Genomic DNA, 26,975 nt, shown 5'->3' with positions numbered 1-26,975 from the left:
GCTTTACTTGCCGATGGCGGCCGCCACGGCGCGCTTGGCCATGACGGTGATGAGGTGGGCGCGGTATTCGGGGGAGGCGTGGATGTCGCCGTTGATGCCGGCGGCCGGCACGGAGACGCCCTCCAGGGACTTCGGCGAGAAGCGCTTCTTCAGCGCCTCCTCCAGCGCTGTGGCGCGGAACACGCCGTTGGCGCCGGCGCCCGTGACGGCGACGCGGATGTCCGAGCCGCGCTTGGCCACGAACACGCCCACCATGGCGTAGCGCGAGGCCGGGTTGCGGAACTTGGCGTAGGCCGCCTTGGAGACGATCGGGAAGGCCACCTTGACGACCACTTCGCCGGGCTCCAGCGCCGTCTCGAACAGGCCGGTGAAGAACTGCTCGGCCGGGATCTTGCGCGTGTTGGTGACGATGGTGGCGCCCAGCGCCAGGCAGGCGGCCGGATAGTCCGCCGCCGGGTCGTTGTTGGCGACCGAGCCGCCGATGGTGCCGCGGTTGCGCACCGCCGGGTCGCCGATCAGGCCGGCCATGTCGGCGAGGCCGGGGATCGCCTGGCGGACGATCTCGGAGGTGGCGACCTGCGCATGTTTGGTCGTCGCCCCGATGACGAGGGAGCGGCCCCTGAGCTCGATGCCCGACAGGCCCTCGACCTTGCCGAGGTCGATCAGCGCCGAAGGCGCCGCCAGGCGCTGCTTCATCGTCGGCAGCAGGGTCTGGCCGCCGGCCAGGATCTTGCCGTCCTCGTTCTTGGCGAGCAGCGAGGCGGCCTGCCGCACGGTCTTGGGCTGGTGGTAGGAGAAGGCGTACATGGGAACCTCTTCAGGAAAGGCGCGAATGGCGAATGGCGAGTGGCGAATGGGGTCGAGGCGAAGGGCGAAAAGGGGCGAAGGGCGAAGGGTGAGGAGGGAGGCCAGGCCCCTGCGTCCGCCTCTTCCCCCCATTCGCCATTCGCGACTTCGCCATTCGCCCCCGTCCTATTCCGCCGCCACCGCCGGCAGCCGCCGCTGGACGGCCAGCCACACGGCCTGGGGCGTCGCCGGCATGGCGATGTCCTCGTGGCCGAGCGCGTCCGTGATGGCGTTGATCACGGCGGGGGGCGACGCGATGGCGCCGGCCTCGCCGCATCCCTTGACGCCGAGCGGGTTGGACGGACAGGGCGTCGTCGTCGCGCCCACCTGGAAGCTCGGCAGGTCGTCGGCGCGCGGCATGCAGTAGTCCATGTAGGAGGCGGTCACCAGCTGGCCCGAGGCGTCGTAGCGCGCCCCTTCGAACAGCGCCTGGCCGACGCCCTGCGCGATGCCGCCATGCACCTGCCCCTCCACGATCATCGGGTTGATGACCGTGCCGAAGTCGTCCACGGCGGTCCATTTGGCGATGGTGGTCACGCCGGTGTCCGGGTCGATCTCCAGCTCGCAGATATGCACGCCCGACGGGAAGGTGAAGTTGGTGGGATCGTAGAACGCCCCCTCCTTCAGCCCCGGCTCCAGCTCCTGGCCGGAGAACTTGTGCGCGATATAGGCCTGCAGGGCGACCTCGCCGAAGGCCAGCGACTTGTCCGTGCCGCTCACCGCGAAGCGCCCGTCCTTGAACTCGATGTCGCCTTCCGACGCTTCCATCGCGTAGGCGGCCACCTTCTTGCCCTTGGCGATCACCTTGTCGAGCGCCTTGGAGATCGCCGACATGCCGACCGCGCCCGAGCGCGAGCCGTAGGTGCCCATGCCGAACTGCACCTTGTCGGTGTCGCCATGCACGATCGCCACCTGGTCGATCGGCACGCCGAGCCGGTCGCTGACCAGCTGCGCGAAGGTGGTCTCGTGCCCCTGGCCATGCGAGTGCGAGCCCGTCAGCACCTCCACGGTGCCGACCGGGTTGACCCGGACCTCGGCCGATTCCCACAGGCCGACGCCGGCGCCCAGCGAGCCCACCGCCTGCGAGGGCGCGATGCCGCACGCCTCGATATAGGCCGAGTAGCCGAGCCCGCGCAGCTTGCCGTTGCGGGCGCTCTCGCGCTTGCGCCGGGGAAAGCCCTTCACGTCCGCCATCTCCATGGCCTTGTCGAGCGAGGCGGCGTAGTCGCCCACGTCATAGGTCATGATCACCGGCGTCTGGTGCGGGAACTTGCGCACGAAGTTGCGCCGCCGGAACGCCGCCGGGTCCTGGCCCAGCTCGCGCGCCGCGACCTCGACCAGCCGCTCGACCACGAAGGTGGCCTCCGGCCGCCCCGCGCCCCGATAGGCGTCCACCGGCGCGGTCGTGGTGTAGACGGCCTCGACCTCGGCGTAGATCGCCGGGATGTCGTACTGGCCCGACAGCAGCGGCGCGTAGAGATAGGTCGGCACCGACGACGAGAAGGTGGAGAGGTAAGCGCCCAGATTGGCCTTGGTCTTGACCCGCAGGCCGAGGATCTTGCCGCGCTCGTCCAGCGCCAGCTCGGCGTGGGTGACGTGGTCGCGGCCATGCGCGTCGCTGAGGAAGGCCTCGGTGCGGTCGCTGACCCACTTCACCGGCCGGCCGACCTTCTTGGCCGCCCAGACGCAGACCGTCTCCTCCGCGTAGATGAAGATCTTCGAGCCGAAGCCGCCGCCCACGTCCGGCGCGATCACCCTGAGCTTGTGCTCAGGCGCGATGCCGATGAAGGCCGACAGCACCAGCCGCGCCACATGCGGGTTCTGGCTCGTGGTGTAAAGCGTGAACTGCTCCTGCCCGGGGTCGTAGTCGCCGATGGCGGCGCGCGGCTCCATCGGGTTGGGCACGAGGCGGTTGTTGACGATGTCGAGCCGCGTCACGTGCCTGGCGCGGGCGAAGGCCGCGTCGGTCGAGGCCTTGTCGCCCAGATGCCAGTCATAGACGCGGTTGTCGGGCGCGACGTCATGGATGACGGTCTTGCCGGTCAGCGCCTCGCTCATGTCGACCACGGCGGGCAGCACGTCGTAGTCCACCGCCACGGCCTCGGCGGCGTCGCGCGCCTGGGCCTGCGTCTCGGCCACCACCACGGCGACGTGGTCGCCGACATAGCGCACCTTGCCCACCGCCAGCGCCGGATGCGCGCCGGCCTTCATGGGCGAGCCGTCCTTGTTGTGGATCATCCAGCCGCAGATCAGGCCGCCGACCTTGTCGGCCTCCAGGTCCTGGCCGGTGAGCACCGCCAGCACGCCCGGCATCGCCAGCGCGGCGGAGGCGTCGACGCCCTTCAGCACGGCGTGGGCGTGCGGCGAGCGCACGAAGGCCGCGTAGGTCTGGCCCTGGCGGTTGATGTCGTCGGTGTACTGGCCCTTGCCGGTGATGAACCGGTAGTCTTCCTTGCGGCGGACGGGAGCGCCGATGCCGGTCGATGTCATGGTGTTCCTCCTCGGGAGGCGCCGGCCGCTTCTGGTTCGGGTCAGGCCCGGGCGGCTACGGCGCGCAAAATGGTGTTGCGCGAATGGCGAAGTGCGAATGGCGAGTGGGCGATAGGAAAGGCGGAGAGGCGGGGACCAGGCGTCCCCATTCGCCATTCGCTACGCGCCCCTCTCCCTATTCCGCCGCGGCGCGCAGCCCGCCCGCGCCCATCGCCTGGGCCCCGGCCTCCACCGCCTTGACGATGTTGTGGTAGCCCGTGCAGCGGCAGATGTTGCCCTCCAGCTCCTCGCGGATGGTGTGCTCGTCCAGCGCCGAACCCTTGCGGTTCACGAGGTCGACCGCCGTCATGATCATGCCGGGCGTGCAGAAGCCGCATTGCAGGCCGTGATGCTCGCGGAACGCCGCCTGCATCGGATGCAGCTCCGTCCCGTTCGCCAGCCCCTCGATGGTGACGACGTGCGAACCCTCGCAGCTCACCGCCAGCACGGTGCAGCTCTTCACCGCCGCCCCGTCCACATGCACCACGCACGCCCCGCACTGGCTCGTGTCGCAGCCCACATGCGTGCCCGTCAGCCGCAGCGTCTCGCGCAGAAACTGAACCAGAAGCGTGCGCGGCTCCACCGCCCCGGAAACGGCCTTGCCGTTCACCGTCATCGAAATCGTCGTCATGCCTTCCTCCACTGATGCGTCGCCGCGCGGTCCTGTCCGGAGAGGATGCGACGACCTTTCTTGGCCGCTCCGACGCGGCGAAAACCGAGATGTCCCAGGTCGGATGACCCAGGTTGATCACTGTCCAACTTCGAAGGATTCCAGTTTGGTACGCCCGGAAAACGCGGTCAAGCAACTTAAGGGATGAGAAAGCACCCCGAATCCGCGACGTTTCGCGCGAATTTCGGACAGCTGCGGATTCCGGTTGCAAGACTCGCGGCAGGTCGACCGCTTAGGTTGCGCCCGGCGCCCTCACCGCCAAGGTCTCGGCGCCGGCGCGCCAAGCTGAAGCGGCGTCGCGGGCAGGACGTCGTCAGGCCGCCTGCTGCGGCTCGACCGCCTTGGCGAAGTTCGCGAAGAACTCGTCCGCCATCTTCTTGGCGACGCCATTGATGAGCCGCCCGCCCAACTGGGCCAGCTTGCCGCCGATCTGGGCCTCCACGTCGTAATTCAGCTTGGTCGCGCCGCCGTCGGCGTCTTCGAGCTTCACCACGGCGCCGCCCTTGGCGAAACCCGCCACGCCGCCCTCGCCCTCGCCGGTGATCCGGTAGCCGTTCGGCGGATCGATGTCGGAGAGCGTGACTTTTCCCTTGAAGGTGGCGCTCACCGGCCCGACCTTGACCTTGGCGACGGCGGCGAACCCGTTGTCGCCCGTCGTCTCGAGGCTCTGGCATCCGGGAATGCAGGCGCGCAGGACGTCCGGATCGTTCAGCTTGGCCCACACCGTCGCCTTGTCGGCCGGCAGCACGAATTCGCCGGACATGGTCATCGCCATGGAGTTCCTCCCACGTCAGAAAAGAGGGCGCCGACCTGCGTCCGGGACTTGCGCCCGGCGCGAGCGCCCCTGTTAAAGTCGCGCGGATCAGACCATGTCCCGCACGCCGCCGCAATCGGGCCGAACGGACGCGAACGCAGGTGAGCCATGCTCGCGCTAACGCCGGAAGAACGGGCCGCCGCCGCCGGCGAACACGGCCGTGGACGCGCCATCGCGATGCGGATCGTCGCGGAGGCGGCCCGCCTGATGGGCGCGCCGCGGCTGATCCCGGTCGCCTCCGCCCATATCGACGGCGCGCTCTATCACGGCGACTCGGGCACGCTCTTCGCCGAGGCGCTCGTCGCCGGCGCGGCGAAGACGGCCGTGAAGGCGACCCTCAATGTCGGCGCGCTGGATCTCGTCGGCTGCTCGCGGGTGCGCCTGCCGCCGCATGAGCGCGAGATGGCCCGGCGCATGATGCGCGCCTATGAGGCGATGGGCTGCGCCCCCACCTGGACCTGCGCGCCTTACCAGGCCGGCCACCGGCCGGCCCTCGGCAGCGACGTGGCCTGGGGCGAGTCCAACGCGGTGGTGTTCTGCAACTCGGTGCTCGGCGCCCGCACCAACCGCTATGGCGATTTCCTCGACATCGCCTGCGCGATCACGGGCCGCGCGCCGGACTATGGCCTGCACCGGCCGGAGAGCCGCCGCGCCACGGTGGTGATCGACGCGTCCGGCCTGTCGGCCGCCCTTCGCGCGTCCGACGTGTTCTGGCCCGTCTTCGGAACCTGGTACGGCCTGACGCTGGGCTCGGCCATCGGCGTCGTCGCCGGGCTGGACGGGTTCTCCAGCGAGGACCGGCTGAAGGCGCTGGGCGCCGCGGCGGCGTCGTCCGGCGGCGTCGGGCTGTTCCACATCGCCGGGGTCACCCCGGAGGCGCCCACCGTCGAGGCGGCGTGCGGCGGGGCGGAGCCCGCCCTCGCGGCCGAGCGCATCCGGGTGACGCCCGACATGATGCTCGCCGCCCAGGCGCGCCTGTCGACGGCCGGCCCCGGCGACGCCGTGGACGCCGTCGCCATCGGCAGCCCGCATCTCTCGCTCGACGAGGTGGAGGCGCTCGGCCTCTTCCTCGGCGGCCGGCGGATGAGCGTGCCCTTCTACGCCTGCACCGGGCGCCACGTGATCAAGGCCATCGAGGCGAGCGGCCTGGGCTCGGCGCTGGAGGCGCGGGGCGTCACCTTCGTGGCCGACACCTGCGTGGTGGTGACCCCCATCCTGGAGCGGGCCGACGGCGTGCTGATGACCAATTCGGGCAAGTTCGCCCATTACGCGCCCGGCAACACCGGCCTCGCCGTCCAATACGGCTCGCTGGCCGACTGCGTGGAGAGCGCGGTCGCCGGCCGCCTCGTTCGGGAGGACGTGCTGTGGAGCTGAGCTGCGACGTGCTGCTGCCGGGCGACCAGGACCGCGACGCCGAGGGCGTCGTTCTCGCCCTGTCGGCCCCGATCAGCTTCTGGGGCGGCGTCGACCCGAAGACCGGCGACATCATCGACGCCCGCCATCCCCAGCGCGGAGCATGCGTGGCCGGCCGCGTGCTGGCGCTGCCCGGCACGATCGGCTCGTCCTCCGCCTCGGCTGTCCTGCTGGAGCTGGTGCACGCCGGCAAGGCCCCGGCCGCGATCCTGATGACGGAGCCGGACGCGATCCTGCTGCTCGGCCTCGTGGTGGCGCGGGAGATGGGCTGGGCCACCCCGCCGGCGCTTCGGGTCGGCGCGCTGGACCAGCGCCGCCTCGCCGACCGGCGGGTCGTGGTGGACCCGCATGGCCGCCTCTCGCTGGCCGGGTGAGGCTCAGCCGCCCGTTACGGCCCGGTAGGCGCGATCGAGATAGACGAGGCTCTCGCCGGCGGTCCCGATCCGGACCGCCTCGACCTCGCCGACCAGCACGTGGTGGGTGGCGATGTCGCGCACCTCCACCAGCCGGCAATCGAAGCTCGCGAGAGCGCCCTCCAGCAGGGGCGCTCCCGTCGCCAGCGTCGTCCACACGCCATGGCTGAAGCGCGCCTCGCCGTGCAGTCCCGAGCGCCCGGCGAAGTCCTCCGCGAGCCCGGCCTGGTCGGCCGCCAGGGTGTTGACGCAGAACACGCCATTGGCGACGAGCCGCGCCGCGGACGCGCTGGCGCGGTTGAGGCAGACGAGGAGCGTGGGCGGGGCGTCGGAGATCGAGGTCACCGCCGTGGCGGTGAAGCCGGTCCGGCCCGCCGGCCCGTCCGTGGCGATCACGTGAACCGCCGAGGCGATGCGGGCCATGCCGTCGCGATAGGCCTGCGAGCGCGCCGCGCCGGCGGCCTCGCGGGCGTTTGCGGCGGGGGCGGCCATCTCGCCAGGCGACGGGGGACGCAAGGGTCGGGTCATTCGGCGAGCGCTCCGCAAGGTCCCAAGATAGGGTTCGGGGAGAGGCAAGGCAATGCACGCGCCAGTTGTATGGCCGCGAGAAGGCCGCCCATTGTCCCAGAATGGCGCGAAGCCGGCCGATGGGCGTCAGAGATCGGCCAGCGCCTGCTTCAACCCGTCCCGCACATGGGCGATGAGCATGTCGGAGGCCCGCGCGGCGGCGGCGGCGTCCCCCGCCCCGATCGCGGCGGCGACGGCGGCGTGCTGGCGGGACGAGGCCGCGAGGTCCCGCTCGCGCCGGAAATAGAACCAGCCCCGTCGCGCCATGGATTGCAGGGGCGCCAGCGCCCGCACGGCGAAGGGGTTGCCGGACGCCTCGCCCACGAGGTGGTCGAAGCGCTGGTCGTGGCGCATATAGTCGGCCGGATCGCCGCGTTCGGCCGCGGCCATCATGGCGCCCGCCGCCTCCACCAGAGCCTCGCGCTGCTCCGGCGTCGCCCGCCGGGCCGCCGCGGCCGCGATGACGCGCTCCAGCGCCGCGCGGGCGTCGAGCGCGAGCAGCACGTCGAGCGGGTTGATGGCCGCCACCGCCATGCCCTTGCGGGGGAACACGGTCAGCAGTCCGTCCGCGACGAGGCGCTGAACCGCCTCGCGCACCGGCGTGCGGCCGAGCCCGATCCGGGCCGCCAGATCCTGCTCGGTCAGGCGCGCGCCGGGCGCCAGCGCCAGCCGGACGATCTGGTCCTCGATGATGCGGTAGGCCCGGTCGGCGAGGGTCTCGGCCTCCGCTCCGGTCAGGCCCGGACCCGCGGGAGCGGCGGCGCGCGCCTCCCTGCCCTCGCTCTCGACCCTGTCCGCCTGCGCTGCGTCCGACACCGGCTCTCCCTGCCCGCTTGACCGTCCCTTGGTGATATATTACGCATATACGACGTCAGCCGGCAACCCAGGAGAGCCCCATGTCCGAGAGCGCGAAGGTTTGGAAAGGCGTCTTCCCCGCCGTCACCACCAAGTTCACCGACGACGACCGCCTCGACATCGCCGAGATGGAGCGCTCCTTCGCCCTGCAGCTCGACGCCGGCGTGCACGGGATCATCGTCTGCGGCTCGCTGGGCGAGGCCTCCACGCTGGAGCCGGACGAGAAGGTCGACGTGCTCAAGACCGCGCTCCGGGTCGCCAAGGGCCGCGTCCCCGTGCTGCTCACGGTGGTGGAAGGCTCCACCCGCCGCGCCCAGGCGCTGGCCGAGGCGGGCGCGAAGGCCGGCGCCGAAGGCTTCATGATCCTGCCGGGCGTGCCCTACAGGTCCGACGCGCGCGAGACGATGGCCCATTATCGCGCCGTCGCGAAGGCCGGCGGCCTGCCGGTCATGATCTACAACAATCCGGTCAGCTATGGCGTCGACATCACGCCGGCCATGCTGGGCGAGCTCGCCGCCGACCCGCTCTTCGTCGCCGTGAAGGAATCCTCCGACGACGTCCGCCGCGTGACCCAGATCTTCAACGCCGTCGGCGACCGGTTCCAGATCTTCACCGGCGTCGACAACCTCGCCCTGGAGAGCCTGGCCGTCGGGGCCGTGGGCTGGGTCGCGGGCCTCGTCTGCGCCTTCCCGGCCGAGACGGTCGCGATCTACGAGCTGATGCGTCAGGGCCGCCTGGCCGAGGCGGTCGCGATCTACCGCTGGTTCCAGCCGCTGCTGGATCTCGACCTCTCCTCCAAGCTCGTCCAGAACATCAAGCTGGTCGAGCAGCTGGCGGCCGGCTCGAACGACCGCTGCCGCGCCCCGCGCATGCCGCTCGTCGGCGACGAGCGCGCCCGGGTCGAGGCCATCGTCGCCAAGGCGCTGGCCAACCGCCCGCAGCTGCCGGCCGGCAAGCTCGCCGCGGAGTAGGACAGCGCCCTCCCCTGATCCGACCTCGCTGCGCTTGGCCCCCTCTCCCCGCGCCGGGGAGAGGGCTGGGGTGAGGGTCTTCCCCTCAAACGACCGAGGCCGTCCATGAAGATCACCGTCGTCGGAGCCGGGCTCGTGGGTCTCGCCAGCGCGCATGCGCTGGCGGCCGAAGGGCATCGCGTCACGGTGGTCGACCGGGAGGGACCGGCCGCAGGCGCCTCGCAGGGCAATGCGGGCTGGCTGGCGCACACCGACATCGACCCCATCGCGTCGCCCAAGATGCTGCGCCGGGCGCCGCGCTTCCTTCTCGATCCGCTCGGGCTGCTCGCCATCCGGCCGAGCTACCTCCTCCCCCTCCTGCCCTGGCTGACGCGCCTGATCTGGGCCTCGCGCCCGGAGAACCTCGCCCGTTCGGTCGAGGCGCTGGTCGAGCTGCAGCGGCTGGCCATGCCGGCCTGGACCAGGCTCTCCGGCGATCTCGGGCTGGAGACGCTCATCCACCGCCGCGGCGGGCTCTTCGTGTTCGACGACGAGGCGGCCTTCGTCCGCGCCAAGGCGCATTTCGCAAAGCAGCGCGAACTCGGCGTCGCGTGCGAGCTGCTGGACGCCGCCGAGGCGCGCCGGATGGAGCCGGCGCTCTCCGACCGGATCGTGGCGGCCGCGTTCTTCCCGGACGCGGCTCATGTGAGCGACCCCCGCGAGGTCACGCAGGCGCTCTTCGACGCCGCCCTGCGGCGCGGCGTCGCGTTCCAGAGGGCCGACATCGTCGCCCTGGAGGCCGGCCCGCCCGCGCGCATGGCCACCCGGGCCGGCGACGCGCTGACCGCGGACAAGATCGTGCTCGCCGCCGGCGCCTGGTCGAAGCCCCTCGCCGCCTCCCTGGGCGACGCCGTGCCGCTCGACACCGAGCGCGGCTACAATGTCAGCTTCCCCGGCGTCACGGGGCTCCTCGCCCGCCCGGTCTCCTTCGACGGCCAGGGCTTCGTGGCGACGCCGCTCGACAGCGGGCTTCGCATCGGCGGCGCGGTGGAGCTGGGCGGGCTGTCCCTGCCGCCCAACCACGCCCGCACCCGGGCGCTGCACGCCAAGGCCACGCGCTACCTGCGCGACGTGCCGCCCTTCGAGAGCGGCTCCGTCTGGATGGGCTTCAGGCCCTCGATCCCGGATTCGCTGCCCGTCATCGGCCGGGCGCGCTCGACCGCCGACGTGATCTACGCCTTCGGGCACGGTCACTACGGCCTGACCCAGTCGGCCGCCACCGGCGCCCTCGTGGCCGACCTCGTCGCCGGCCGCGCGTCCCAGATCGACCTTGCGCGCTTCAGCCCGCAGCGGTTTTGATGGGGGCTGAAGCAAGGCCTTGGCGCAGCGCTATGCTCATCGCCTGAAAACCCGGGGGTCGCTCACTTTAGACCCCTCATCCTGAGGAGCCCTGCGCAGCAGGGCGTCTCCAAGGACGAGGGGATCCGGATCGCACGACGATCGATCTTGCTGGAGGCCCTCGTCCTTCGAGCCACATCGCCAAGAGGCGATGTTTCTCAGAATGAGGGATCGTTGGACGCCCACGAAAGTCGCACCTTCAAGTTGAATCAGAACTCCACCACTCGGAACCAACCTCATGGCGAGCCACACGTTTTTCTGCGTCGACGGCCACACCTGCGGCAACCCGGTGCGCCTCGTCGCCGGCGGCGGCCCGCGCCTCGAGGGCGCCACCATGGTCGAGAAGCGGGCGCATTTCCTGGCCGAGTTCGACTGGGTCCGCACCGGGCTCATGTTCGAGCCGCGCGGCCACGACATGATGTCGGGCGCGATCCTCTACCCGCCCACAAGGCCCGACTGCGACATCGCCTTCCTGTTCATCGAGACGTCGGGCTGCCTGCCCATGTGCGGCCACGGGACCATCGGGACGGTCACGATGGCGCTGGAGCGCGGGCTCGTGAGCCCGCGCGAGCCCGGCGTGCTGCGCATCGACACGCCGGCCGGCCTCGTGGAGGCCCGCTACGTCCAGAACGGCCCCTATGTGGACAGCGTGCGCATCACCAACGTTCCGTCCTTCCTGCATTCGCGCCGGATCTCGGCCGAGGTCGAGGGCCTCGGCGAACTCACCGTGGACGTGGCCTATGGGGGCAACTTCTACGCCATCGTGGAGCCGCAGCCGAACTTCCCGGGCCTGGAGCATGTCGACCCTTCCGACATCCTGCGCTGGAGCCCGAAGGTCCGGGCGGCCTTCCGGGCGCGCTACGACTTCGTGCATCCTGAGAACCCGGCCATCAACGGCCTCTCCCACGTGCTTTGGGCCGGAACGCCCTCCGCCGGCGCGCACGCCCGCAACGCGGTGTTCTACGGCGACAAGGCCATCGACCGTTCGCCCTGCGGCACCGGCACGTCGGCCCGCATGGCCCAGTGGGCGGCCCTCGGCCGGCTCAAGGTTGGCGACGACTTCATCCACGAATCGATCATCGGCACCGTCTTCAACGGGCGCGTCGAGAAGGCCGTGAAGGTGGGCGGGTTCGACGCCATCGTGCCCTCCATCGAGGGCTGGGCGCGGATGACCGGCTACAACACCATTTTCATCGACGACCGCGACCCCCTGGCGCACGGCTTCCAGGTGATGGACCGCGAGCCCGGCTGAGCCGCACGAGCCCGGGCGGTCGGCCGGCATGCCTGCCGTGCGCGAGGCTCATGGGCGCCGCCGGCTCCGCACGCCATTGCGCATGACGCGCCCCTGCGCGCGTCATGCGGCGAAAAGCGCTGCTGTCCCCTGCCATTTTAGCGGTTTATGCTTTTTGTCGGGTTTGTGGCGGGTGATGATTGTAGCGTCGGCGGGGCCTTGATAAGACTTTGATCAGACTGAGTGCGGGTTCCGGGCACGCGCCTTGCTTGCGGGAACCCCGCCGCCTTCGACAGCGCCGTCAGAGCGTGGAAGGCGTATGAGGGGAGTGGCGTTTCGACATGGAAGTTTTCCTCCAGCAGCTCATCAACGGGCTGACGCTGGGGTCCATCTACGGGCTGATCGCGATCGGCTACACGATGGTCTTCGGCATCATCGGCATGGTGAACTTCGCCCATGGCGACGTGTTCATGGTCGGCGGCTTCATCGCCCTCATCCTGTTCATGGTGTTCACGGCCTGGCTCGGCGTCGCGGTGGTGCCCGCGCTGTTCCTGGTGCTGATCCTCGGCATGGCTCTGACGGGCCTGTGGAACTGGACCATCGAGCGCGTCGCCTACCGGCCGCTGCGGGGCTCGTTCCGCCTGGCGCCGCTGATCTCCGCCATCGGCATGTCGATCTTCCTGTCCAACTTCGTCCAGGTGGTCCAGGGCCCGCGCAACAAGCCGCTGCCGCCGATGATCCAGGGCAACTTCACCCTCATGGGCGAGGGCTCCACCACGGTGGTGCTCGCCTACAAGCAGATCGTCATCATGATCATCACGGTGGCGCTGCTCGCCGTGTTCTGGTGGCTGGTGCAGAAGACCCCGCTCGGCCGCGCCCAGCGCGCCTGCGAGCAGGACCGCAAGATGGCGGCGCTGCTCGGCATCGACGTCGACCGCACCATCTCGCTGACCTTCGTGATCGGCGCGGCGCTCGCCGCCGTCGCGGGCGTCATGTACCTCATGTATTACGGCGTGGTGAACTTCTCGGACGGCTTCGTGCCGGGCGTGAAGGCCTTCACGGCGGCGGTGCTGGGCGGCATCGGCTCGCTCCCCGGCGCGGTGCTGGGCGGCCTGCTGATCGGCCTCATCGAGACCATGTGGTCGGCCTATTTCACCATCGACTACAAGGACGTGGCGGCGTTCTCGATCCTCGCCATCACGCTGATCTTCCTGCCGACCGGCATCCTCGGCCGTCCTGAAGTCGAGAAGGTCTGAGCATGACCGCCACCATCGACACAGGAGTCCCCCAGGCCCAGGTCCCGGCCAAGCCGGCCATGGGCCTGATGATGCGGGCCACCCGCGAGGCCGGGTTCGCGGCCGTCGTCATGCTCGGCCTCTCGGTGCCCATCCTGGCGCTGCGCACCGAGCAGAACATGGCCAACGAGCTGGTCCTGGCGCCGCGCTGGAACTGGGTCTTCCTCGCCTGCGTGGCGGTGTTCCTGGCCCGCTTCGTCCAGATCTACTTCATCAACAAGCTCACCAAGACGCTGCTGATCCTGGGCTGCCTGACGCTGCTCGGCGGCCTCGGCCGCGCCGTCAACGCCGCCTTCGACGGCTTCGCCGCGACGGTCTTCTCCATCGGCGCGCTGCTGCTCCTGCTCGGCCTGCTGTGGGAGCGCCGCGTCGAGACCCAGGGCGTGACCTCGCCCCTCTCCGCTCAGACCCGCGCCCGCATCTCGGCGCTGTCGCGCTATGTGGGCCCGGTCGCGCTCGGCTTCATCGCCGTCTATCCGATGATGACGCTGGCGCTCGTCGGCCCCGGCGGTTCCATCAAGTGGATCGACAATTTCGGCATCCAGATCCTCATTTACATCATGCTCGGCTGGGGCCTGAACATCGTGGTGGGCCTCGCCGGCCTGCTCGACCTCGGCTACGTCGCATTCTATGCGGTGGGCGCCTACAGCTACGCGCTCATCGCCACCAAGGTCATCCCTGAGACGCTGCCGGCGCTGGGCGTGTGGTCGTTCTGGATCTGCCTTCCCATCTCCGGGCTGCTCGCCGCGCTGTGGGGCATCATCCTGGGCTTCCCGGTCCTGCGGCTGCGCGGCGACTACCTCGCCATCGTGACGCTGGCCTTCGGCGAGATCATCCGCCTCGTCCTGATCAACTGGGTGGACTTCTCGAACGGCTACGCCGGCCTGTCCTCCATCCCGCGCCCGAGCTTCTTCGGGGTGCCCTTCAACGCCAGCGACGAAGGCTTCGCGGCGCTGTTCGGGCTGGAGTTCAGCCCGATCTACCGGACCATCTTCCTCTACTACGTCATCCTGTGCCTGGCGCTGCTGACCGCCTATGTGACGCTGAGGCTGCGCCGCCTGCCCGTCGGGCGCGCCTGGGAGGCGCTGCGCGAGGATGAGATCGCCTGCCGCTCGCTGGGCATCAACACGACCAACACGAAGCTGACCGCCTTCGCGCTGGGCGCCATGTTCGGCGGCTTCGCGGGCTGCTTCTTCGCCGCCCGCCAGGGCTTCATCAGCCCGGAGAGCTTCACCTTCATCGAATCCGCGCAGGTGCTGGCCATCGTGGTGCTGGGCGGGACCGGAAGCCTCGTCGGCGTGGTCATCTCCTCCATCGCGCTCGTGGGCGGCTTCGAGATCCTGCGCGAGCTGGACTTCCTGAAGCAGATCTTCGGCGAGAGCTTCGATCCCACCCAGTACCGCACGCTGCTCTTCGGGCTCGCCATGGTGCTGATCATGCTCTGGAAGCCCCGCGGCCTCGTCTCCACCCGCGAGCCGACCGCCTTCCTCAAGGAGCGCCGAAGCGTCTCGAGCTCCCTCGTGAAGGAGGGCCACGGCTGATGTCGTCCGCGATCTCCTCCCCCTCCGCCGCCGCGTCCCCGGCCGCGCTGCTCCAGGTCGATCACCTCACGATGCGCTTCGGCGGCCTCGTGGCGATCAACGACCTCAGCTTCGAGGCCCGGCGCGGCGACATCACCGCCCTGATCGGCCCGAACGGGGCCGGCAAGACCACCGTGTTCAACTGCATCACGGGCTTCTACAAGCCGACCGAGGGCATGATCACCCTCACCCATCCGGACGGCTCGAACTACCTGCTGGAGCGGCTGCCGGACTTCCGCATCAACTGGAAGGCCAAGGTCGCCCGCACCTTCCAGAACATCCGCCTCTTCCAGGGCATGACCGTGCTCGAGAACCTGCTGGTGGCGCAGCACAACCCGCTGATGATCGCCTCCGGGATGACCATCCTCGGCGTGCTCGGCGTCGGCGGCTACAAGGCGCGCGAGAAGGAGGCGATCGAGCGGGCCAAATACTGGCTTGACAAGATCGACCTCACCGACCGAGCCGACGACGCCGCCGGCGAACTGCCCTACGGCGCGCAGCGGCGCCTCGAGATCGCCCGCGCCATGTGCACGGACCCGGTGCTGCTGTGCCTCGACGAGCCCGCCGCGGGCCTGAACCCGCGCGAGAGCCTGGAGCTCAATGCGCTGCTGCGCTCGATCCGCACCGACCACGACACCTCCGTGCTGCTGATCGAGCACGACATGTCGGTGGTGATGCAGATCTCCGACCATGTCGTCGTGCTCGACTACGGCACCAAGATCGCCGACGGCTCGCCCAAGGAGATCCAGAACGACCCGAAGGTCATCGCCGCCTATCTGGGCGTCGAGGACGAGGAGGTCGAGGAGGTGGAGGCGGAAGTCGAAGTGGTCGCCGAACAGGTGGTGGCCGAGCAGGCCGGCGGGGAGCACACACGATGAGCACTCTGGCGCAAGCCCCCGTCCAGGCGCCGGGCCAGGGTTCGGCGGCGACGACCGCCCCCGGCCAGCCGCTGCTGGCGATCCGCGGCGTGAAGACCTTCTACGGCAACATCATCGCCCTGAAGGGCGTCGACCTCGACGTGAACCAGGGCGAGATCGTCACGCTGATCGGCGCCAACGGCGCCGGCAAGTCGACCCTGATGATGACGATCTTCGGCAGCCCGCGGGCGCGCGAGGGCCGCATCACCTTCGCCGGGCAGGACATCACGTCGATGCCGACGCATGAGATCGCGCGCCTGCGGATCTCGCAGTCTCCGGAAGGCCGGCGCGTGTTCCCGCGCATGACCGTCTACGAGAACCTGCAGATGGGCGCGTCGATCAACAACTTCGCCCATTTCGACGAGGACCTGGCGCGCATGTATGCGCTGTTCCCGCGCCTCAAGGAGCGCATCGGCCAGCGCGGCGGCACCCTCTCGGGCGGCGAGCAGCAGATGCTGGCCATCGCCCGCGCCCTGATGGCGCGCCCCAAGCTGCTGCTGCTGGACGAGCCCTCGCTGGGCCTCGCGCCCCTCATCGTCAAGCAGATCTTCGACGCCATCCGCGAGCTGAACCGCCAGGAGGGCCTCACCGTGTTCCTGGTCGAGCAGAACGCCTACCACGCGCTGAAGCTGGCCCACCGCGGCTACGTGATGGTCAACGGCCTCGTCACCATGTCGGGCACCGGCCGCGAGCTCCTGGCCGACCCGCAGGTCCGCGCCGCCTATCTGGAAGGCGGCGGCCACTGAGCGGCAGAGCGCCGCTCGCGAACCCGTCCTCCGCCGCTCCGGCGAACACGCTCCATCCGAGGAAAGCATGCAAGGCGTCCTCTACGAAGAAAGCTCCATCGGGCTCTTCCTCCTCGTCTCCATCGTCATGGGCGGCGCGGCCGCCTGGGCGTCCGGCAAGTCCATCGCGCAGACATGGCGTCCCGCCTGGATGGTGATCCCCTACATGCTGATCCTGGGCATGGCGGTGCGCTTCATCCACTTCGCGCTGTTCGACGGCACTCTCCTCTCGGGGCACTACTATGTGGTCGACACGCTGATCCTGCTGGCGGCCGGAGCGCTCGGCTTCCGCTACAAGCGGACGCAGCAGATGACCACCCAGTACCGCTGGCTCTACGAGAAGACGGGCCCCTTTTCGTGGCGTGAGCGCGGCCCTGCCGCCGTTTGAAGAAAGAGCCCGAAAGGCCTGAAAAACGCTTTGCTTTTCGGATGACTCGCACCGGAAAAGGCGCAATGATCCGCCTTTCTCGTGAGGATAATCCGGGAGACCCGGTCCTGCGGGACCATACGACCAGAGGGGAAGTTCAATGAAGAAACTACTGTTGACCGGCATTGCGCTCAGCGCGGTGATGGCCTTTTCGGGCGTCGCCAGCGCCCAGATCAAGATGGGCGTCGCGGGTCCGATCACCGGTCCGAACGCGGCCTTCGGAGCCCAGCTGAAGAACGGCGTGGAGCAGGCCATCGAGGACATCAACGCCAAGGGCGGCATCCTCGGCCAGAAGATCACGCTGTCCACCGGCGACGACGTGTCCGACCCCAAGCAGGGCGTGTCCGTGGCGAACAAGTTCGTCGGCGACGGCGTGAAGTTCGTGGTCGGCCACTTCAACTCGGGCGTCACCAACCCGGCCTCGGACGTCTATCAGGAAAACGGCATGCTGATGGTGACCCCGTCGGCCACCAACCCGAAGATCACCGAGAAGGGCATGTGGAACGTGTTCCGCACCTGCGGTCGTGACGACCAGCAGGGCGCCGTCGCGGCCGAGTACATCGCCAAGAACCTGAAGGGCAAGAAGGTCGCGGTCGTCCACGACAAGACCACCTACGGCCAGGGTCTCGCCGACGAGACCAAGAAGGCGATGAACAAGGCCGGCGTGAAGGAAGTCCTCTATGAGGGCGTCAACACCGGTGAGAAGGACTACTCGGCCCTCGTCTCCAAGATCAAGTCGGCCGGCGCCGACATCGTCTATTGGGGCGGCCTGCACACCGAAGGCGGCCTGATCGTGCGCCAGATGCGCGACCAGGGCGTCAAGGCGGTGCTGATGTCGGGCGACGGCATCACCTCCGACGAGTTCGCCACGATCGGCGGACCGGGCGTCGAAGGCACCCTGATGACCTTCCCGCCGGACCCGCGCAACCGTCCGGAAGCCAAGGACGTCGTGAAGAAGTTCGAGGCCAAGAAGTTCAACCCCGAGGCCTACACGCTCTACAGCTACGCCGCGGTGCAGATCATCGCCGCCGCCGCCGAGCAGGCGAAGTCCCTCGACCCCAAGAAGGTCGCCGAGGCGATGCACTCCGGCAAGCCGTTCAAGACCGTCATCGGCGACATCGCCTATGACAAGAAGGGCGACATCACCCGTCCGGACTACACGATGTATGTCTGGAAGAAGGGCGCCGACGGCAAGATCTCCTACGCCGAGATGAAGTAAGGCGCAGCCTCGCGGCTGACCGGAAGGGCGCCCCTCGCGGGCGCCCTTTTCGTTTGGCTGACTGCGGTTAAGACCCTCGCCCGATCTCGTCCAATTGAACGGTCTCGCCATCCGGGAACGTCACGATCAGATGGAGATCGCCGCCCAGCGCCCGCACGTATTCACGCAGGGTCGAGACCTTCATGTCGGCCCGTTGCTCGAGCCGCGAAACATGCTCCTGGCGTCCCCCGACCCGGCCGGCGACTTCGCGCTGGGTCAGCCCCCGCGAACGTCGAACATCCTGAAGCGACTTGTATTCGTTCGTCAGTTGCTCGGCGCGTGCGGCGATCTTCCGCTCTCGCTCTGGCGAAAAGGACGCGATCACCGACTCCATCGGCACGGGTTTGCTCACGGTCAGGTTCCATCTCGCAGGCGCTGAAGATGATCGGCGAAGCGCCGATCGGCTGTCTCGATCAGTCGGACGTAAAGCCGGGCCTGCCCCTTCCCGGATTTGTCGCCGGCGCACAACAGAATTGCGCTTCGTTCCGGATCGAACGCATAGGCTGCCCGCCATACGCCTCCTGCTCGGTCCAACGAAGTTCTTTCATGTTGCCGAAGGCTGATCCTTTCAAAGTGTCCGAGTGCGGTCGTTTGAGATGGGGGCCGAACTCGGCAAGAAGACGTGATAACGCGGCCATTTCATTCTGAACGTCCTCGTCGAAGCCCAGAAACTCCGACGCGAACGCCGGATGCAAGACAACAAGCCACTTCATCCGGCAATCCATGAAATATGCATTCAAAGGTATATCGAAGCGGGGCAGCTGTCCAGATTTCCAGAGCGTCAGCGCGCCAGCGTTCCTCAAAACACCCGCATCGTCCGTTTTGCAAAACCCTTGCGCGGTGCTAAGGGAGGGATCGCGTTCGCAGCGCCACGCGATGAAGGCCCACCATGTCCGATCTCCTGTCCCGTCTCCTCGGCGAACGCCGCATCCTCCTGGCTGACGGCGCGACCGGCACGAACTATTTCGACATGGGCCTGATGTCGGGCGAGGCGCCCGAGAGCTGGCTCCTGGAGAAGCCCGAGAAGGTCGCCGACCTGCACAGGCGCTTCGTCGAGGCCGGCTCCGACATCGTCCTGACCAACAGCTTCGGGGCCAACAGCTTCCGGCTGAAGCTGCACGGCTTGCAGGACCAGGCGGCCGAGCTCAACCGCATCGCGGCGTCGATCGCCCGCAAGGTCGCCGACGAGGCCGGGCGGACCGTCGTGGTGGCCGGATCGATCGGACCCACGGGCGAGCTGTTCGAGCCCCTCGGCGCGCTCACCATGGCGAGCGCCGTCGCCGCCTTCGCCGACCAGGCGCGCGGCCTGAAGGCCGGCGGCGCCGACGTCGCCTGGATCGAGACGATGTCGGCTCCTGAGGAGCTGGAGGCCGCCGCGCGCGGCGCCATCGAGGCCGACCTCCCCTATGTGTTCACCGCGAGCTTCGACACCGCCGGCCGCACCATGATGGGGATGACGCCCGAGGCGCTGGCCGAACTGGCCCAGGGACTGCCCCGCAGGCCCGTCGCCTATGGGGCCAATTGCGGCATCGGCCCCGGCGATCTCGTCGCCTCGATCCTGGCCATGAGCGGCGCGGCCCCGGGCGACATCCTGGTCGCCAAGGGCAATTGCGGCATCCCGGTGCTGCACGGCGACCACGTCCATTATGGCGGCACGCCCGAGCTGATGGCCGAATACGCCAGGCTCGCTGTCGCCTCCGGCGCGCGGATCGTGGGCGGCTGCTGCGGCACCTCGCCCGCTCATATCGCGGCGATGCGCGGGGCCATCGACGCGCTCGAGGCCTCCTCGGCGACGCCTCTCGGGCGGCCCAGCATCGAGGCGGTCGAGGCGAGCCTCGGCCCCATCACCCGGCCCAAGAGCGGGGCCGGACGCGCCCGTTCGGGCCGCCGCGGCCGCGAAGGCGACGCGGCCTGAGCCGTCGATGACGCAGCCGCTCCGCATCCGGCGCGCCGCCCTCTCCGACCTGCCGGCCATCGTGGCGCTGCTGGCCGACGATGCGCTCGGCGCCGCGCGCGAGCGGCCCGGCGACCCCCGATACGCCGCCGCCTTCGCGGCGATCGAACGCGATCCCAACCAGCTCCTGGCGGTCGCGCTCGGCGACGCCGGCGAGCCGATCGGCTGCCTGCAGCTCAGCTTCATCCCCGGGCTGTCGCGGCGCGGCGCCTGGCGCGGCCAGATCGAGAGCGTGCGCGTCGCCGCCTCCCACCGGGGCGGCGGACTGGGCCGCCAGATGTTCGACTGGGCCATCCAGGAGTGCCGGGCGCGCGGCTGCGGCCTCGTGCAGCTCACCACCGACAAGGCCCGGCCGGACGCCGTGCGCTTCTACGAAAGGCTCGGCTTCAAGGCGAGCCACGAGGGCATGAAGCTCGATCTCGGCGAGCTGTCCGGCGGCTAGAGCCCCTCGTTTTTCAAGACGCCTCGCTGCGCGAGGCTCCTCAGGATGAGGGGGTGGGCGGCCGACCCAAATCGCTCCATCCCCGCATCCGCAGCCCCCTCCATCCCCCTCGTCCTGAGGAGCAGGCCCCCTTGGGCCTGCGTCTCGAAGGACGAGGGCTCCAGGAGGCTGAAACGTGGAGCGCTCTAGCCGAGCCGCCCCAGCGCCGGGAAGGTCTCCAGCAGCCAGAACGAGAGCTGCGTGAAGGAGCCGGTCAGGAAGGCGACGCCCGTGGCCACCAGCAGCACGCCCATGGCCTTCTCCACAACGCCCATGCGGCTGCGGAACCGGCGCATGAAATGCGCGAACGGGCCCAGCGCCATGGCGGCGAGCAGGAACGGGATGCCGAGGCCGGCCGAATAGAACGCCAGCAGCGTCGCGCCGCGCAGCACCGTGTCCTCCGACCCGGCGACCGCCAGGATGGCCGCCAGCACGGGCCCGATGCAGGGCGTCCAGCCGAAGGCGAAGGCGAGCCCCATCACATAGGCGCCCCACAGGCCCACCGGCTTCTCCACCTTCACGCGCGCCTCGCGATACAGCATCGTGAGCCGGAACACGCCGAGGAAGTGCAGCCCCATCAGCACGATGGCCCCGCCGGCCACCAGGGAGAGCGTCTGCGAATAGTGCCGGATGACCTGCCCGAGCACCGAGGCCGTCGCGCCCAGCGCGACGAACACCGTGGCGAAGCCGAGCACGAAGAGGCAGGACGCCAGCATGACGTCGCGCTTGGCCGCCTTCTCGCCCTCCTCGGCGAGGTCCTCGATGGTGGTCCCGGCCATGAAGCACAGATAAGGGGGCACCAGCGGAAGCACGCAGGGGCTGAGGAAGCTGAGGAGGCCCGCGGCGACCGCGGCCGGGTATGTGACGTCCGCCATGGCGCTGTGGTAGCGGCTTCGCGCCTGCAGGCCAAGCCTTCGCAGGGGCGCGGCGGACCCGCCCCGATAGCAATGTCGCGAGCGGCGCCCCGGGTGCGTCTTGCGCCCGGCGGCGTTCGCCGCGACAAATGCGGAATGCTGAATCTCATCACCGACGTGCCCGGCGTCCTCGTCGGCCAGGCGGACGATCCGGCCCGCGCCACCGGCGTCACGGTCGTCCTGTTCGAGGCGCCCGCGGCGGCCAGCGTCGCCATCCAGGGCGGCGGGCCGGGGACGCGCGACACCGCCCTCCTCGACCCCGAGATGACCGTGGAGAAGATCGACGCCGTCGTGCTCTCGGGCGGCTCGGCCTTCGGGCTCGACGCGGCCGGCGGCGTCCAGGCGGTGCTGGCGGAGCGCGGGCGCGGCTTTCGCATCCGCGACCTCACGGTGCCGATCGTGCCCCAGGCCATCCTGTTCGATCTCGCCAATGGCGGGGACAAGGCCTGGGGGCGCAAGCCGCCCTATTTCGATCTCGGCATGGCGGCCTGCGAGGCCGCCGCGGACCGTTTCGCGCTGGGCACCGCCGGCGCGGGCTACGGCGCCGCCACCGCAACCCTGAAGGGCGGGCTTGGCTCGGCCAGCGCCGTCACCCCGTCGGGCTTCACGGTCGGCGCCGTGGTGGCGGTGAACGCCGTCGGCAGCGTCATGATCGGGGACGGCCCGCATTTCTGGGCCGCGCCCTACGAGCGCGGCGGCGAGTTCGGCGGCCTCGGCCAGCCCATGCGCGTGCCGCCCGAGGCCTTGGCGCCGCGGCTCAAGGGCGGCCCGGGCGAGAACACCACCATCGCGCTCGTCGCCTGCGACGCCGATCTCACCAAGGCGCAGTGCAAGCGCGTCGCCGTGGCGGCGCATGACGGCCTCGCCCGCGCGATCCGGCCGGCCCATACGCCGCTCGACGGCGACCTCGTCTTCGCCGCCGCGACCGGCCGGCGGCCGCTGGCGGATCCTGTCTACGGCCTGAACGAGATCGCGGTCGCCGCCGCCGACTGCCTGGCCCGGGCGGTCGCGCGCGCCGTGTTCGAGGCCGTCGCGCTCCCCTTCCCGGGCGCGCTTCCGGCCTGGCGGGACCGGTTCGGCCGCATCATGGTCACGCCCTGACGGCGCCTGGCGTCAGTGGAACCGGCCGACCCGGTAGGGCTCCGGATTGGTGAACGGGGTCTCGCCCGCGATCATCTCGGCCAGCAGGCGGCCCGTGACGGCCGAGAGCGTCAGCCCGTGATGGGCGTGGCCGAAATCGAACCAGAGGCCCTTGTGGCGCGGCGCCTCTCCGACGATGGGGAGCATGTCGGGCGTGCAGGGCCGCGAGCCCATCCACGGATGGGCGTCCACCGCCTCGCCGAGCGGGAACAGCGCGCGGGCCCGCGGCTCGGTGCGCTGGATCTGCACCGGGCTCGGCGGCGCGTCACGGTCGGCGAACTCCGCGCCCGTAGTCAGGCGGATGCCGCGCGCCATCGGGGCGAGCACATAGCCGTTGTCCGCGTCCAGAAGCGTGTGGTTGAGCACCGCATTGCCTTCCGGGCGGTAATGCAGGTGGTAGCCACGCTTCACCGCGAGCGGAAGGCCGTAGCCGAGCGGCTTGAAGACGATGTCCGACCACGGGCCCAGCGCCACGACGACGTTCCGGGCGTGCAGAACCCCCGATTCCGTCTTGATGGTCCAGCCTTCGCCGTCCTGCTGCAGCGAGCGGGCGTCGCCGGCCAGGAACGAGCCGCCGCGGCTCTCCAGCAGGTGCAGATAGGCGCGCGAAAGGGCGCCGGGATCCGACACGCAGGCCGGATCCTTGAAATGGATGGCCCCGAACGCCGTCTCCTTGATGTGCGGCTCGCGCTCCCGCAGGCCCGCCGCGTTCAGGAACTCGAAGCTGAGCCCGAAGGGCGTCAGGCGCTTGGCGTCCTCCATGGCGGCCATGTACTTGGCTTCGCCGCGGAACATCTTGATCCAGCCGGTGCGCCGGATGAGGTTCTCGGAGCCGGAGGCCTCGATCAGCGGCTCGTGCTCGGAGAGGCACCGCTCGATCAGCGGCAGCGACGCCCGCATGGCGGCCAGATGGCCGGCCGGGGAGGAATTCCACCAGTAGCGCGCCAGCCAGGGCGCGATCTTGGGCAGGTAGGAGAGGTGGTAATAGGCTTCGGGCGTGTTGTTCAGGCCATATTTGATGAGGTCCGACAGCTTGCGCGGAAAGGCGTAGGGAAAGATCGACGCGCGCTCGATGATGCCCGCATTGCCGAAGCTCGTGCCCTCGCCGGCCGCGCGGCGGTCCACGAGAGCGACGGAACGCCCTTTTTCCTGGATTTTCAGGGCTGCGCCGAGACCCACGATCCCTGCGCCCAACACCACTACGTCGCGCTGCATTGCTCTTTCCACCGCCCCATGCTCGATTGCCGCGTGAACGATACAGGTTCGCGCGCCGGCGCGTCAGGTCGCCCCTCCACGCCGGAGGAGCAAGGAACGCGCCGTCCCCGAGGTCATGACATAGAATATTCTTCGTTGCAGGAAATACCTTATTCGCCGCAGATCCTACGACGTTCCGCAACTCTGAAGCGCCAATGTTCCGCAAAGCGGTCGAAAGGCGCTCTCCCGAAAGCGCAGCCTCCTGGCTTGAGGAAAGCACCTCCCCCATGCCCTCCGCCCTCGCCGCGCTGTCCCGCGCCCTCGCCGCCATGGGCCGCTACGGGACGCTGGGCTTCGCCGTCTCCATCTTCGTCGGCCTGGCGCTCCCGGGCCTCGCCTCCACGATGCGGCCGGTGTTGCCCGTCTCGATCTTCTGCTTCGTCACGCTGACCTTCGCCCGGGCCGACTTCGCCGGCGTGCGGCGCGCCATCGCCCAGCCCGGCCGGCTCGGCGTCTCCTGGGCGTGGATCACCGCGGCCCCGCCCCTCCTGGTGCTGGCCTGCCTGGCGCTGGTGGGGCGCGGGGCCGTCGATCCCGGCCTGCTCCTCGGCCTCGCGCTGGTCGCCGCCTCGCCGCCCCTGATGGGCTTTGCGGCCTACACGTCCCTGCTCGGGATGGACAACAGCGTCCCCATCGCGCTGTTGGTCCTCACCATGGCGGTGACCCCGCTGGTCTCGCCGCCGCTTGCGACCCTGGTGGCCGGCAGCGTCGTGCCGATCGATCCCGCCGTGCTGGGCTTTCGCCTGCTCTGGCTCTTGGGCGGCAGCTTCATCGGGGCCTTCGCGCTGCGCCGGGCGCTCGGCTACGCCCGCCTGAACGCGCTCAAGCACCAGTTCGACGGCCTGTTCGTGATCCTCTACCTCGTCTTCGCCATCGCGGCGATGGACGGCGTCATCGCGGCCGCGGTCGCGTCGCCCGGCAAGGTGGCGCTCTATCTGCTGGTCGCGACGGCGAGCTGCGTGATGGGGCTGGCCGTCACCATGCTGGCGCTGCGCCGCCTCGGCCGCGCCGACGCCTTCGTGCTGGGGCTGGGCTCCGGCATGCGCAACACCGGCCTGCTCATCATCGCCATGGGGGCCGCCTGCCCGCCCGACACCTACCTGTTCTTCTCGCTGCTGCAGTTCCCGATCTACTGCGCGCCGCTGGCCGTGGCCCCGCTGGCGCGCCTCGTCCGCAAGGCGCCCTCGCCCGAGCCCGCCTGACCTGACGCCGCTGGCGCCGCCCTTGCGAGACAGGGCCGAGAGGCCGGCCCGCATCATGACCGCGAGGGGGGCCGGCGAGAGAGGTCCAGCCATGACGATCCCCGCTTTGGCGGTTTCCGGAGCCGCAAACGCCCTGTCCAGCCTGATGGACGCGTTCAAGTCCCACAAAAAGGGCCATTCCAGGCACGAAACCTCCGCCACGTCCCAGGCGGACGCAACCGGGCAGAATCTGCCGGCCGGCAGCGTGGGCCAGGGCGGTTTCGACCCCGCGCTGCTGATGTCGAAGGTCGACGGCGACTCCAGCGGGTCGGTCTCCAAGGACGAGTTCTCCAGCTTCCTGCAGTCCCTCGACAAGTCCACCGGCGGCCTGATCGGGATCCAGGCGCAGGCCTCCGGCGGCACGACGCAGAGCGTCGCCGCGTCCCTGTTCGGCAAGCTCGACGCGGACGGCGACGGCTCCCTGTCGCAGGCCGAACTCGCCGCCGTGAAGGACGGCCGCGGCCCGCCCCCGCCGCGCTCCGCCAATGGATCGCTGGCCGACCAGCTGATGGCGAGCTTCGACGCCAATGGCGACGGCGCGATCAGCAAGGACGAGATCTCCGCCGCGCTCGACGCGTCCCGCACCCAGAACGAGCGCCGCAAGAGCATGGCGGGCGCGTCCCAGCCGAGCCTCGAGGCGCTGGCCCTGCGCGCCGTCCAGGCCTATGGCCGCACGCTGTCCCAGACCGGCGCGACGGCCGCCGCGACCGCGGCTCCCACCGCGGCTTCGGCCTGAACCGCGCCATTGCCTGACGCCGCCGGCGGTGCTACCGCCGACGGATGACGAAGCCGCTCCTGATCGCCCCGTCCATCCTCGCTTCCGACTTCTCCCGCCTCGGGGAGGAAGTCCGCGACGTCGCCGCCGCCGGCGCCGACTGGATCCACCTCGACGTGATGGATGGGCATTTCGTCCCGAACATCACCTTCGGTCCCGACGTGATCCGGTCGCTGCGCCGGCACTCGGACAAGGTCTTCGACGCGCACCTGATGATCGCGCCCGCGGACCCCTATATCGACGCGTTCTGCCGGGCGGGTTGCGACATCGTCACCGTCCACGCCGAGGCCGGGCCGCATCTGCACCGCTCGCTGCAGGCCATCCGGGCGCATGGCAAGAAGGCCGGCGTCTCGATCAACCCGGGCACGCCCGAGAGCGTGCTGGAATACGTGCTGCATCACGTCGACCTCGTCCTGCTGATGACCGTGAACCCCGGCTTCGGCGGCCAGGCCTTCATCCCCGAGGTGGTCGAAAAGGTCCGCCGCGTCGCCGCCATGGTCGGCGACCGCCCGATCGACATCGAGATCGACGGCGGCGTCACGCCCGAGACGGCGCCGCTCGTCGTCGAGGCGGGGGCCAATGTGCTCGTCGCCGGCTCCGCCGTCTTCAAGGGCGGCACGCCCCAGGCCTACGCCGCCAATATCGCGGCCATCCGGGCCGCCGCGGGCGGGACGCAGGGCTGACCGACTGGAGGACCGGACCATGGCGATCGAGATCCGCCCCCTGAGCGAGCAGGATCGTTCCGGCTGGGAGCGCCTCTACGAGGGCTACGCCCAGTTCTACAAGGTCGCGCAGACGCCCGAGATGCGCGCCCGCGTCTGGGGCTGGATCATGGACCCTGCGCACGAGGTCGGAGGCCTTGCGGCGCTCGACGCCGGGCGCTTGGTCGGGCTGGCGCATTATCGCCCATTCGCGCGGCCGCTTTCGGCGACGACCGGCGGCTTCCTGGATGACCTCTTCGTCGACCCGCAGGCCAGGGGCTCAGGGGCCGCATCCGCGCTGATCGCGCAGCTGAAGCGACTCGGCCAGGAGCGCGGCTGGTCCGTGATCCGCTGGATCACCGCCGAAGACAATGATCGCGCCCGCGCGCTCTATGATCGCGTGGCCGAGCGCACCCGGTGGGTGACCTACGACATCAAGCTCTGACGCGCACCCGAAAGGACCGCCCATGATCCCGCGTCATAGGGGTCAAGCGGTTTTTTGTTCAGATTGTTAGAGCTTTGGGAGTGGAGCGCTCCCTGGCAGCCATCATCCAGCCACCAGGGCGC

The 26,975-nt window shown here is 69.8% G+C and carries 27 protein-coding genes and 1 pseudogene; 18 read left to right on the top strand and 10 right to left on the bottom strand.

The window, feature by feature from the left end:
* Nucleotides 1–3 precede the first annotated feature (3 nt).
* The 4 genes from ACYVO7_RS21455 to ACYVO7_RS21440 all read right to left on the bottom strand — a co-directional run bounded on the left by ACYVO7_RS21455 (nucleotide 4) and on the right by ACYVO7_RS21440 (nucleotide 4,820).
* Nucleotides 4–807 carry an FAD binding domain-containing protein gene (locus ACYVO7_RS21455; RefSeq protein ID WP_460451827.1) on the bottom strand — a complete coding sequence of 268 codons (804 nt, stop codon included), beginning with the start codon at nucleotides 805–807 and terminating at the stop codon, nucleotides 4–6.
* A 165-nt stretch (nucleotides 808–972) separates the two neighbouring features.
* Nucleotides 973–3,336 (bottom strand): xanthine dehydrogenase family protein molybdopterin-binding subunit, encoded by a 2,364-nt coding sequence (locus ACYVO7_RS21450; RefSeq protein ID WP_460451826.1) that lies wholly within the window; start codon nucleotides 3,334–3,336, stop codon nucleotides 973–975.
* Between the two features lie 175 nt (nucleotides 3,337–3,511).
* A complete protein-coding gene (locus tag ACYVO7_RS21445; RefSeq protein ID WP_460451825.1) occupies nucleotides 3,512–4,006 on the bottom strand; it encodes a (2Fe-2S)-binding protein in 495 nt (164 codons plus the stop codon).
* 352 nt (nucleotides 4,007–4,358) lie between these two features.
* Nucleotides 4,359–4,820 carry an SRPBCC family protein gene (locus tag ACYVO7_RS21440; RefSeq protein ID WP_406854030.1) on the bottom strand — a complete coding sequence of 154 codons (462 nt, stop codon included), beginning with the start codon at nucleotides 4,818–4,820 and terminating at the stop codon, nucleotides 4,359–4,361.
* 147 nt (nucleotides 4,821–4,967) lie between these two features.
* Here ACYVO7_RS21440 and ACYVO7_RS21435 point away from each other — a divergent pair, with 147 nt between their 5' ends.
* Together ACYVO7_RS21435 and ACYVO7_RS21430 are read left to right on the top strand one after the other, a co-directional pair.
* The gene (locus ACYVO7_RS21435) at nucleotides 4,968–6,233 is read left to right on the top strand and encodes an aconitase X (protein WP_460451824.1); all 1,266 of its coding nucleotides are present in this window, start codon (nucleotides 4,968–4,970) and stop codon (nucleotides 6,231–6,233) included.
* The gene (locus tag ACYVO7_RS21430) at nucleotides 6,224–6,646 is read left to right on the top strand and encodes an aconitase X swivel domain-containing protein (protein ID WP_460451823.1); all 423 of its coding nucleotides are present in this window, start codon (nucleotides 6,224–6,226) and stop codon (nucleotides 6,644–6,646) included. The genes ACYVO7_RS21435 and ACYVO7_RS21430 overlap by 10 nt, the downstream gene beginning before the upstream one ends.
* A 3-nt stretch (nucleotides 6,647–6,649) precedes the next feature.
* On the opposite strand, the gene ACYVO7_RS21425 is transcribed toward ACYVO7_RS21430, so the two are convergent.
* Together ACYVO7_RS21425 and ACYVO7_RS21420 are read right to left on the bottom strand one after the other, a co-directional pair.
* Nucleotides 6,650–7,213 carry a flavin reductase gene (locus ACYVO7_RS21425; RefSeq protein WP_460451822.1) on the bottom strand — a complete coding sequence of 188 codons (564 nt, stop codon included), beginning with the start codon at nucleotides 7,211–7,213 and terminating at the stop codon, nucleotides 6,650–6,652.
* Between the two features lie 126 nt (nucleotides 7,214–7,339).
* Entirely contained in the window at nucleotides 7,340–8,068 is a 729-nt protein-coding gene (locus ACYVO7_RS21420; protein WP_460451821.1) for a GntR family transcriptional regulator, read from the bottom strand.
* 80 nt (nucleotides 8,069–8,148) lie between these two features.
* Between ACYVO7_RS21420 and ACYVO7_RS21415 the strand changes: the two genes are divergently transcribed.
* The 9 genes from ACYVO7_RS21415 to ACYVO7_RS21375 all read left to right on the top strand — a co-directional run bounded on the left by ACYVO7_RS21415 (nucleotide 8,149) and on the right by ACYVO7_RS21375 (nucleotide 17,909).
* The gene (locus ACYVO7_RS21415) at nucleotides 8,149–9,078 is read left to right on the top strand and encodes a dihydrodipicolinate synthase family protein (RefSeq protein ID WP_460451820.1); all 930 of its coding nucleotides are present in this window, start codon (nucleotides 8,149–8,151) and stop codon (nucleotides 9,076–9,078) included.
* A gap of 105 nt (nucleotides 9,079–9,183) precedes the next feature.
* Nucleotides 9,184–10,416 (top strand): NAD(P)/FAD-dependent oxidoreductase, encoded by a 1,233-nt coding sequence (locus ACYVO7_RS21410; protein WP_460451819.1) that lies wholly within the window; start codon nucleotides 9,184–9,186, stop codon nucleotides 10,414–10,416.
* Nucleotides 10,417–10,693: 277 nt separating this feature from the next.
* On the top strand, nucleotides 10,694–11,707 hold the full coding sequence (locus tag ACYVO7_RS21405; protein ID WP_460451818.1) for a 4-hydroxyproline epimerase: 1,014 nt from the start codon (nucleotides 10,694–10,696) through the stop codon (nucleotides 11,705–11,707).
* Nucleotides 11,708–12,027: 320 nt separating this feature from the next.
* Entirely contained in the window at nucleotides 12,028–12,942 is a 915-nt protein-coding gene (locus tag ACYVO7_RS21400; RefSeq protein WP_406854038.1) for a branched-chain amino acid ABC transporter permease, read from the top strand.
* A 59-nt stretch (nucleotides 12,943–13,001) separates the two neighbouring features.
* A complete protein-coding gene (gene livM, locus ACYVO7_RS21395; RefSeq protein WP_460451906.1) occupies nucleotides 13,002–14,522 on the top strand; it encodes a high-affinity branched-chain amino acid ABC transporter permease LivM in 1,521 nt (506 codons plus the stop codon).
* Nucleotides 14,522–15,439 (top strand): ABC transporter ATP-binding protein, encoded by a 918-nt coding sequence (locus ACYVO7_RS21390; RefSeq protein WP_460451817.1) that lies wholly within the window; start codon nucleotides 14,522–14,524, stop codon nucleotides 15,437–15,439. Before livM ends, ACYVO7_RS21390 begins: the two co-directional genes overlap by 1 nt.
* Entirely contained in the window at nucleotides 15,436–16,224 is a 789-nt protein-coding gene (locus ACYVO7_RS21385; RefSeq protein WP_460451816.1) for an ABC transporter ATP-binding protein, read from the top strand. Before ACYVO7_RS21390 ends, ACYVO7_RS21385 begins: the two co-directional genes overlap by 4 nt.
* Nucleotides 16,225–16,291: 67 nt before the next feature.
* Nucleotides 16,292–16,651 (top strand): DUF6867 family protein, encoded by a 360-nt coding sequence (locus ACYVO7_RS21380; protein WP_460451815.1) that lies wholly within the window; start codon nucleotides 16,292–16,294, stop codon nucleotides 16,649–16,651.
* A 139-nt stretch (nucleotides 16,652–16,790) separates the two neighbouring features.
* On the top strand, nucleotides 16,791–17,909 hold the full coding sequence (locus tag ACYVO7_RS21375; protein WP_460451814.1) for a branched-chain amino acid ABC transporter substrate-binding protein: 1,119 nt from the start codon (nucleotides 16,791–16,793) through the stop codon (nucleotides 17,907–17,909).
* Between the two features lie 67 nt (nucleotides 17,910–17,976).
* Here the strand turns inward: ACYVO7_RS21375 and ACYVO7_RS21370 are convergent, their stop codons facing one another.
* Both ACYVO7_RS21370 and ACYVO7_RS21365 read right to left on the bottom strand, forming a co-directional pair.
* Complete coding sequence (locus tag ACYVO7_RS21370) at nucleotides 17,977–18,300, bottom strand: XRE family transcriptional regulator (RefSeq protein ID WP_460451813.1); 324 nt, start codon at nucleotides 18,298–18,300, stop codon at nucleotides 17,977–17,979.
* Between the two features lie 2 nt (nucleotides 18,301–18,302).
* A pseudogene (locus tag ACYVO7_RS21365) lies at nucleotides 18,303–18,586 on the bottom strand (type II toxin-antitoxin system RelE/ParE family toxin).
* Between the two features lie 251 nt (nucleotides 18,587–18,837).
* Here ACYVO7_RS21365 and bmt point away from each other — a divergent pair.
* A complete protein-coding gene (gene bmt / locus ACYVO7_RS21360; RefSeq protein ID WP_460451812.1) occupies nucleotides 18,838–19,863 on the top strand; it encodes a betaine--homocysteine S-methyltransferase in 1,026 nt (341 codons plus the stop codon).
* 7 nt (nucleotides 19,864–19,870) lie between these two features.
* Nucleotides 19,871–20,344 carry a GNAT family N-acetyltransferase gene (locus ACYVO7_RS21355; protein ID WP_460451811.1) on the top strand — a complete coding sequence of 158 codons (474 nt, stop codon included), beginning with the start codon at nucleotides 19,871–19,873 and terminating at the stop codon, nucleotides 20,342–20,344.
* A gap of 185 nt (nucleotides 20,345–20,529) precedes the next feature.
* Here ACYVO7_RS21355 and ACYVO7_RS21350 read toward each other — a convergent pair whose 3' ends face one another.
* The gene (locus ACYVO7_RS21350) at nucleotides 20,530–21,258 is read right to left on the bottom strand and encodes a cytochrome c biogenesis CcdA family protein (protein ID WP_460451810.1); all 729 of its coding nucleotides are present in this window, start codon (nucleotides 21,256–21,258) and stop codon (nucleotides 20,530–20,532) included.
* 135 nt (nucleotides 21,259–21,393) lie between these two features.
* Here ACYVO7_RS21350 and ACYVO7_RS21345 point away from each other — a divergent pair, with 135 nt between their 5' ends.
* Nucleotides 21,394–22,398 carry a P1 family peptidase gene (locus tag ACYVO7_RS21345; RefSeq protein WP_460451809.1) on the top strand — a complete coding sequence of 335 codons (1,005 nt, stop codon included), beginning with the start codon at nucleotides 21,394–21,396 and terminating at the stop codon, nucleotides 22,396–22,398.
* A 12-nt stretch (nucleotides 22,399–22,410) separates the two neighbouring features.
* Here the strand turns inward: ACYVO7_RS21345 and ACYVO7_RS21340 are convergent, their stop codons facing one another.
* On the bottom strand, nucleotides 22,411–23,652 hold the full coding sequence (locus tag ACYVO7_RS21340) for an NAD(P)/FAD-dependent oxidoreductase (protein ID WP_460451808.1): 1,242 nt from the start codon (nucleotides 23,650–23,652) through the stop codon (nucleotides 22,411–22,413).
* Between the two features lie 266 nt (nucleotides 23,653–23,918).
* Between ACYVO7_RS21340 and ACYVO7_RS21335 the strand changes: the two genes are divergently transcribed.
* From ACYVO7_RS21335 to ACYVO7_RS21320, 4 genes are all read left to right on the top strand, one after another.
* Nucleotides 23,919–24,893, top strand: coding sequence for a hypothetical protein (locus tag ACYVO7_RS21335; RefSeq protein ID WP_460451807.1), 975 nt, complete (start codon nucleotides 23,919–23,921; stop codon nucleotides 24,891–24,893).
* A gap of 91 nt (nucleotides 24,894–24,984) precedes the next feature.
* Nucleotides 24,985–25,668 carry an EF-hand domain-containing protein gene (locus tag ACYVO7_RS21330; RefSeq protein WP_460451806.1) on the top strand — a complete coding sequence of 228 codons (684 nt, stop codon included), beginning with the start codon at nucleotides 24,985–24,987 and terminating at the stop codon, nucleotides 25,666–25,668.
* A gap of 44 nt (nucleotides 25,669–25,712) precedes the next feature.
* Nucleotides 25,713–26,390: a ribulose-phosphate 3-epimerase gene (gene rpe, locus ACYVO7_RS21325; RefSeq protein WP_460451805.1), complete on the top strand. Its 678-nt coding sequence runs from the start codon at nucleotides 25,713–25,715 to the stop codon at nucleotides 26,388–26,390.
* Between the two features lie 19 nt (nucleotides 26,391–26,409).
* A complete protein-coding gene (locus ACYVO7_RS21320) occupies nucleotides 26,410–26,853 on the top strand; it encodes a GNAT family N-acetyltransferase (RefSeq protein WP_460451804.1) in 444 nt (147 codons plus the stop codon).
* Nucleotides 26,854–26,975 lie beyond the last annotated feature (122 nt).

The organism is Alsobacter sp. SYSU BS001988, assembly GCF_054796215.1.
The sequence above is the reverse complement of the archived record's forward strand: the minus strand, read 5'-3'. Positions and strand labels throughout refer to the sequence as shown.